This window comes from Deinococcota bacterium (assembly GCA_030858465.1).
Taxonomy (GTDB): domain Bacteria; phylum Deinococcota; class Deinococci; order Deinococcales; family Trueperaceae; genus JALZLY01.
This window is the reverse complement of the sequence record JALZLY010000259.1, coordinates 1-7,235: the sequence shown is the minus strand read 5'-3', so window position 1 is coordinate 7,235 and position 7,235 is coordinate 1. Positions and strand designations below refer to the sequence as shown.

Sequence of the window (7,235 nt, the reverse complement as noted above, 5' to 3'; positions counted from 1 at the left end):
AGCGTTCGTAGGGTCATTTCGTTCATCATGATGGTAAGCAGATGGACATCCAAGAAGAGCTCAAACACCCACCTAGCGGTAGGTCGCTGGGTGGGCTTACCTTTCTGGTCAGGGACGTGTGCGTGATATAGAACGGGCAAAGCCCGGCCCGTTGGGCCTAGTTCGCTGCCTTAGAGTCTTGCGTATACGATGTTCCAAGGCAGCGTAAACCAGTAAGCATACCGTCATCACCATCAACAGCGCCATAATGCGCTCGACTTTTTTGAGGAACAGGGTACTTGCCAAAAACATCGGGTGTTTGAGAAAGCGAAATCCGCGCTCAACGTGCGCTTGGCCTTTGTACTCAGTGAGGATGTCGGCGTCGCTCAGGTCGTCTTCGTCGAGGTTGTTGGTCGCCAGGATAAAGCACGACCGCTTGGTGATGAGCATTTCACGCTGGCTAATGGTGGCGGCGAGTGCGCCGCCGACGTGGTAACTGATGGTCTCTGGAACGGCGTCCTTGCGGGGTCTTCCAGCACTGGCGAAGTGCTTGTGTGAGATGGTCTCGACCTCGTGGACGGTAAGGACCTTGAGGGTCTTCTGGTAAGCCGCCAGAGCACGCTCGGCGTCTTCAGGGCAGTTAAAGCGTGTCCTACAGAGCTTCTCAAACGCTTTATGTTCTTGTTGTGACTGTTTAAAGAGTTCTTTGTCGACACTCTTGACTGCGCGAGCACGCGCCTGCTCGGAGTAGATGAGTAGCCAGCGCTGCTCAACCTCAGCGTAGTGGCTCCTCAGTGGGGTGTAGCGGTAGCCCTCGGTGAGGTCATGCATCGCCTCGACATCGACCTCACTCAGGTGTTCCTTTACCTCTTTGAGCGTGCCGGGGACGCCCATAATCCAATTCACCCTTTGCTGCTCATAGGCTTTGAGACTAGCGCTGGTGTAGCCCGCGCTGTCGCTCACTATCAGGGTTAGCCCGTGGTCAGTCTGGAGATGGGCGATGTGGGTGTCAATGCTCTGCTCAAACGTCACCTTGTCGCTGCTATTGCCGCTCAGGGGCTCCATCATCATCGGCAAACTGGCCTGGTTCTCGGTGATGAGTTCGAGCACCACCTGGTTCAGGTCCGGTCGGTGGTCTCTGCTGTAGCCCTGAGTGATGTGAATAAGCTTGTCGTCCTCAGCGGGTGGCTCGTCGCTGTTGTACTCGCCATCGACGTGGAAGCTTGTTGTATCCATGTGAGCTACTTTTGGGACAATGCCGAGCCGCGTGGCAGCCTGAGCAGCAATCTTCATGTACAGCTCGCTTACCCCATAGGCATAAAGGTCATCAAGCGCTTTGCCTAAGGCGTCATCGTTGAGATGCTCCGGCTCTATCCCTGCACCCAACAACCGCCCGGTTGGTTTGTTCTGGAAGAACCTCGTCGTCAGGTAAAGACGTCTGTTGGCAAACCCTAAGCCGTTGAGGACCATGGCCTTGAGTGCCTGCCCGACGCTGACTGTACGTTGCTCCAGATCCTGAGGAACAAGCTCATCAACAAGCTCGCCAATCCCAAGTTCATCGAACATTCCCGCTACCAAACCTAAGTGCTCCAGGGTCTCGCTCTTGTATGTTTCGCTCATGCTTCAGCATGTCATGCCCTAATTCCAAAATCGGCAAAAGGGGGGGCGGAATGTCAGGTCATGACTCTCTCGCCGAGCCTAAGAGGTGCACGCTGACGACCTCGGGCGTTGCGGCGTGCCGGCCACTATCGGCTGGAACAATAAAACAGCCCCTTCTGGAGGGGCTTCGTGGTGGGTCGTATAGGACTCGAACCTATAACCCGCTGATTAAGAGTCAGCTGCTCTACCGGTTGAGCTAACGACCCGCTAGCTTCGTCATTGTAGAGCCTCTCTCGGCAGCGGTCAAGCGCTTATGCAACCAGCTCGAGCCGGACAGACGTCAGCGTCGGCGGCCATCTGGCGGCGGGCTGGGACGCCTACGGCCGCAACAACCACGCCCTCCTGATAGGAGACGACCTCGGCGCGCGGGCAGAGAAGAGGTGGTGACGGCGCTCGAGTGGTTGGGAGCCTGGCTCGAGCAGGAGTCGGAAGTCCTTCTCTGATTCTGCCTTTAGGCCTCGAACACCACCGGCATGATGAGCGGGTTGCGGCCCGTCGCCTTGCGCAGGTAACGGCGCACCGGGTAGAAGATGTCGTCGCGAATGTCGCCCAGGTTGCGTTTTTCGCGAACGGCGCGTTGCAGGCTCTCCAGGGCGATGCGCTGGATCTCGGCGTGGACGTCCTTGTGGTTTTGCATGACGCCGCGGCTGACTACCTCGATCGAGGGCTTTTTGCCCGTCACCGCCATGATGACCACCACGCCCTCCTCCGCGAGCGTCTGGCGGTCACGGATGACGGGCTCGGAGACCTCCTCGCGGGTGCTGCCCACGCCGTCGACGTAGATGACGCCCGCCTCGACCTCTCCGACCTTCCTCATGTCGTCGCGAGCAATCTCGATAACGTCGCCGTTTTCGACGATGAGGTTTTTCTGCGGCGGCCTCGACATGCCCTCGGCGAGGCGGACGTGGTTGACCTGGTGGCGCGGCTCGCCGTGGAAGGGGATGAAGAACTTGGGCCGGGTGAGGTCCAAGATCAGCTTGAGCTCTTCCTGGCTGGCGTGGCCCGAGGCGTGGACCTTGTAGGTCGGCGGGTAGAAGACGTTGACCTTGCGCGCGTAGAGCTGGTTGATGACGCGCCCCACCGCTTCCTCGTTGCCGGGAATGGGGTTTGAGGACATGATGACGGTGTCGCCCGGCTTCAGGTTGATCTTGCGGTGGTTGCCCGCCGCCAAGCGCGACAGGGCGGCCATCGGCTGGCCCTGCGAACCGGTGCACAAAAAGAGCACCTTGTCATCGGGCAACTGGGCCATCTGGTCGGTGCTGATGATCTTCTGTTTGCTTTCCAGATAACCGAGTTCCTGGGCGATCGCGATGTTCTTGACCATCGAGCGCCCCTCCACCACCACACGGCGGTCGTGCGCTTCCGCCACGCGGATGAAGTTCTGCAGGCGGTGGACGTGCGACGCGAAGGTGGTCACCAAGACGCGGCCCTTGGCCTTGGCGACCAGGGCTTCGACGCTTTGCATCACGTCCTGCTCGCTCAAGGTGTAGCCCGGCCGCTCGGCGTTGGTCGAGTCGGAGATAAGCGCCAGGACGCCCTCCTCGCCCGCCTGGGCGAGCTTGTGGAGGTGGCTGGTCTTGCCGTCGGCGGGGTTGTAGTCGAGCTTGAAGTCGCCCGAATGGACGATGCGGCCGATGGGGGTGTGGATGATGACGCCCGAGTTGTCGGGGATCGAGTGGGTCATCCTGAAAAAGTCCACCGTGAAGTAGCGGCTGATCTTGATCCGCTCGTCGGGCGTGATCTCGCGCAGGTCCACGTCGTTTTCCGAGAGGTTGAACTCCTCGAACTTGCCCCTTAGGAGCCCGAGCGTCAGCTTGGCGCCGTACATGGGCAGCTTGGGCAGGAGGCGGAGCATGTAGGGCAGGCCGCCGATGTGGTCCTCGTGGCCGTGGGTGAGCACCCAGCCCTTGATCTTGTCCTGATTTTCGATCACCCAGTCGATCTTGGGCACCAGAATGTCGACGCCGAGCATGTCGGCGTCGGGAAAGGCGAGGCCGCCGTCAACGAGCAGGATCTCGTCCTCGTAACCAAAGGCGAACATGTTCTTGCCGATCTCGCCCATGCCGCCGAGCGGCACGAACTGCACGACCTTCTGGCCGTCCTGCTTCTGGCCGTCTTGCTTGGGATTGTCCTGCTTGGGATTGTCCTGACTTGATTTGCCGTCTGATTTGGTGCCGCGTCTACGAGCCATCGATCTCCTTTATCACGCCAAAGCGGCCCCCATTTTGTTCACCGCATGGGGGAGGCGGGAGGTCATAAATCAAACATTGAAGGTAACATTGAAGATCAAGGATATTGAACGTTGGACCTTCAATCTTTGATTGTGTTTAGCGTCGGTCGCGCGGGCCACGGTCACGGCCCCGGTCGCGTGGGCCACGGTCGCCACCACGGTCGCCACCACGGTCGCCACCGCCGCGGCCCTCGGCGGGGCGGCGGGGCGGGATCTTGCCCTCGAGCTCGGGGCGGATCAGGTCGAGCTTGCCGCGCGCGTCGATGGTGTTGACTTTGACGCGGACCCTGTCGCCCACCTTGAGGTGCTCGTCGACGTTGTCGACCCTGCCCTCGGCGATCTGCGAGATGTGCAAGAGGCCATCGGTGCCGGGGAAGAGGGTGATGAAGGCGCCGAAGTCCAAGACCTTGGCGACGGTGCCCTCGTAGATGGCGCCCACTTCCGCTTCCAGGGTCAGCTCGCGGATGCGCTGCGCGACCGCCTCGGCGGCCTCGCCGTCGGCGCTGTAGACGCGGATGGTGCCGTCCTCGCCCACGTCTATTTGCGCGCCCATCGCCTCGAGCTCGCGGATCTGCTTGCCGCCCGGGCCGATCACCGTGCCGATCTTCTCCTGGGCGATCTTGACCGTCATGATGCGCGGCGCCTTGGGCGCGAGTTCGCCGCGCGGCTCGGCCATCACCTTGCTCATCTCGTCCAGGATGTGGACGCGGCCCGTCTTGGCCTGCTCGAGCGCCTCGCGCATGAGCTCGGCGGTGATGCCCCTAATCTTGATATCCATCTGCAGGGCGGTCACCCCGTCACGGCTGCCCGTCACCTTGAAGTCCATGTCGCCGATGGCGTCCTCGCTGCCCAGGATGTCGCTCAGGATAGCGTGGCGTCCTTCCTCCTTGACCAGGCCCATGGCGATGCCGGCGACGGGCTTTTTGATAGGCACGCCCGCATCCATGAGGCTCAAACAGCCCGCGCAGACGGTCGCCATCGAGCTCGAGCCGTTCGACTCCAGGACCTCGCCGACGATGCGGATGGTGTAGGGAAAGTCGTCCTGGCTGGGGATGACGTTTTCCAGCGCGCGCCGAGCCAGGTTGCCGTGGCCGACCTCGCGCCTAGACACGCCGCGCAGGCGCTTGACCTCGCCCGTCGAGAAGGGCGGAAAGTTGTAGTGCAGCATGAAGTCCTCGGTGCCCTCTAAGCCGAGGTCGTCGACCAGGCGGTTGTCCTTGCGGGTGCCGAGCGTGGTCACGCCCAGGACCTGCGTCTCGCCGCGGGTGAACACCGCCGAGCCGTGGGCCATCGGCAGGACCGAGGTTTCGATCCAGATGGGGCGGATGTCTTTGGGCGCGCGGCCGTCGGCGCGGACGTTGTCCTCGAGGACGAGGCGGCGCGCCTCCCTGGCGGCGGCCTTGGAGAAGACCTCCTTCAAAACCGTGATGCGCTCCCCTGCGCCTTCGGCCTCGGCGTCGGGCACCTTGTCCGCGATGATGGTGTCGCGTAGCTCCTTTTGTCTGAGGCTGCGCTCCTGCTTGGCGGGGACGCGCAGGATGTCGCGCAGGCCTCTCGCCGTCGCCTCGCGGTACATGAGGTCCACGTCCTCGGCGCTGATAGCGGTGGCGGGGCTGTACTCGGTCTTCTCCTTGCCGGTCTCGGCGGCCAGCCTCTCGATGAGCCCGAGGACGCCCTGCATCTCCTGGTGGGCGAATTCGATGGCGCCGACCATCACGCTCTCGGAGAGTTCGTTGGCCGAGGCTTCGACCATCAACACGGCGTCGCGGCTGCCGGCCACGGTCAGCTCGAGCGCGGACGCCTCCATCTCCTGGAAGGTCGGGTTGAGGACGTACTCGCCGCCGATGTAGCCGACGTTGACGCAGGCGGTCGGGCCGTCCCAGGGCGCGTTGCTCATCATCAGGGCGGCCGAGGCGCCGATGGCCGCCAAGGGCGCCGGGTCGTTCTGCTGGTCGGCGCTGAGGACGGTAATCAGCACCTGCACCTCGTTGCGCAGGTCCTTGGGGAAGAGCGGGCGGATCTGCCGGTCGGTCAGCCGGGCGTTCAGGGTCGCCTGGCTGCCGGGCCGGCCCTCGCGGCGCAAGAACGAGCCGGGAATCTTGCCGATGGCGTAGTGGCGCTCCTCGTACTCGACGGTGAGCGGCAAGAAGTCCAGCGGCGAGCCGGAGGTGGACATCTGCGCGGTCACCAAGACCACGGTTTCGCCGTAGCGCAGGGTGACGCTGCCGCTCGCCAGCTTGGCGTACTTGCCGGTCTCGAGGCTGAGTTCGCGTCCGCCCAGCGTGGTGCTGTAGCGTTTGGCTTGGGGTATGGTCACGGTTGCTCCTTTGTAGCTTTGGACTTCAATGTAGCTTTGGACTCCAAGATAGTTTTTTTCACAAGAATAGTTTTTTCGCAAGAGATGCTTTCACAAGATTCTCGAGCTAAGCCAGATAAAGCATATAGAACTCGAGCGAGGCGCGACGGCCTCGCTCGAGAAAGTCGGCAGCATCTCGCCCCTTGCATAGCGGTCGGGGCGTCGGATAACTCAGCCCCTTAGCGGCGCAGGCCGAGCCGGGCGATGAGGGCCTTATAACCTTCGTAGTCGGTATCTTCCAGGTAGCGCAAGAGGCGCTTGCGGCGGCCCACCATGCCGAGCAGGCCACGGCGGCCGTGCTGGTCCTTGACGTTGCTTTGCAGGTGCTGGCTGAGGGCCTCGATCTTGGCCGTGAGCAGAGCGACTTGCACCTCGGTCGAGCCGGTATCGTACTCACTCTTGCGGTAGTCGCCGATGATCTGCGTTTTTTGTTCAACATTGAGTGACATAAAGACCTCTTCGCTGTCAGGTAGACCAGAGCCAAAACCCCAATCCCCAAAGAAAGACTCTAACACAGCAGCCCGGCGCTTGCCAAATTCGGCCGACATTCGATCTTTGCACCTCCGTGGTCCCATCATGTCGGCGATTTCGAGAGAGCTTGGGAAGCTGCTACAAAGCGCTACAAAGGAAGATCCCTCAGGATCGCACGAATGAAATCTTGGCCGAGACCCGCAGTTTCTCTTCAGTTTCCCTTATAATATTGGGGTGTCGGACAAGGCAGACGCGCGCGCGGACTCGGGCCTCGAGCCGGGCCCCGAGCCGGGCCCCGAGCTCACATCCTTTGTCGAGGGTATTCTCGGTGACCTTGAGAGCATCCGCTTCCGCGGCTGGCAGCACGCCGAGTCGCGGGTCTGGGAGCTGAACTCGGCGGCTGGAGGAACGGCCTTTCTCAAGCAGCACAAGCAGGACCGCAAGTTCAAGCAGGAGTTGGGCGCCTACCGGCACTGGGCCCCCGCGCTGGCGCCCTACACGCCTCAACTTCTGGGGGTCTACGAGACCAGGCCCGCCGCC

5 protein-coding genes and 1 tRNA gene are annotated in these 7,235 nt (G+C 61.9%); 1 reads left to right on the top strand and 5 read right to left on the bottom strand.

Annotation, left to right across the window (positions count from 1 at the left end):
- Positions 1 to 108 precede the first annotated feature (108 nt).
- From M3498_13140 to rpsO, 5 genes are all read right to left on the bottom strand, one after another.
- On the bottom strand, positions 109 to 1,599 hold the full coding sequence (locus tag M3498_13140; protein MDQ3460226.1) for an IS1634 family transposase: 1,491 nt from the start codon (positions 1,597 to 1,599) through the stop codon (positions 109 to 111).
- A gap of 169 nt (positions 1,600 to 1,768) precedes the next feature.
- Positions 1,769 to 1,844 (bottom strand) — tRNA-Lys (locus tag M3498_13135).
- Between the two features lie 245 nt (positions 1,845 to 2,089).
- Complete coding sequence (locus M3498_13130) at positions 2,090 to 3,700, bottom strand: ribonuclease J (protein ID MDQ3460225.1); 1,611 nt, start codon at positions 3,698 to 3,700, stop codon at positions 2,090 to 2,092.
- 265 nt (positions 3,701 to 3,965) lie between these two features.
- Positions 3,966 to 6,185 carry a polyribonucleotide nucleotidyltransferase gene (gene pnp, locus M3498_13125; GenBank protein MDQ3460224.1) on the bottom strand — a complete coding sequence of 740 codons (2,220 nt, stop codon included), beginning with the start codon at positions 6,183 to 6,185 and terminating at the stop codon, positions 3,966 to 3,968.
- Between the two features lie 218 nt (positions 6,186 to 6,403).
- Positions 6,404 to 6,673: a 30S ribosomal protein S15 gene (gene rpsO, locus M3498_13120; protein MDQ3460223.1), complete on the bottom strand. Its 270-nt coding sequence runs from the start codon at positions 6,671 to 6,673 to the stop codon at positions 6,404 to 6,406.
- A 256-nt stretch (positions 6,674 to 6,929) separates the two neighbouring features.
- Between rpsO and M3498_13115 the strand changes: the two genes are divergently transcribed.
- Positions 6,930 to 7,235: hypothetical protein (locus M3498_13115; GenBank protein ID MDQ3460222.1), on the top strand; the 306-nt coding region annotated here is incomplete at its 3' end.